Here is a 457-nt window from a genome sequence, read left to right as displayed (position 1 = left end):
CGCCCGGCCCCACCGGCCGCCCCTGCTGGCAACTGATGCGCTTGACGATCCCGGCACGCGGCGCGGTGACCGCCAGTTCCATTTTCATTGCCTCGACCACGATCAACGGCTGACCGGCTTCCACCCTTTGCCCCGGCTCGACCAGGATCTTCCACACGCTGCCGTTCAGGTCGGCGCTGACCAGGTCGCCATCCACCTCTTCCTCATCCGTCGGCGGTGGCAACAATTGGGCCTCGGCCTCCTCCTCTTCCGCCTGCCAGCGCGTCACTTCGTGGCTGAATGCTTGTTGCTGGCGCTGCTGGAAGGCGCTGATGTCTTCCGCGTTGTCCGCCAGAAAACGGCGGTAATCGGCAAAATCGAATTCGCTGTCCTCAATGCGGATCTGCGCGCGCCCTTCGCGGAACGCCTCTCGCTGCTCATCCAGCTCCTGCTCGCTGACCGGGTAGAAACGCACCTG

Annotated in this window: 1 protein-coding gene; it reads right to left on the bottom strand. The window is 64.6% G+C overall.

Annotation, left to right across the window (positions count from 1 at the left end):
• Nucleotides 1-457: acetyl-CoA carboxylase biotin carboxyl carrier protein subunit (locus CVN76_RS00330; RefSeq protein WP_157805376.1), on the bottom strand; the 457-nt coding region annotated here is incomplete at both ends.

The sequence above is a fragment of the Bacillus sp. mrc49 genome (assembly GCF_002803435.1).
Note: the sequence above shows the minus strand (reverse complement) of the source record. Positions and strands in the feature narration are given on the sequence as shown.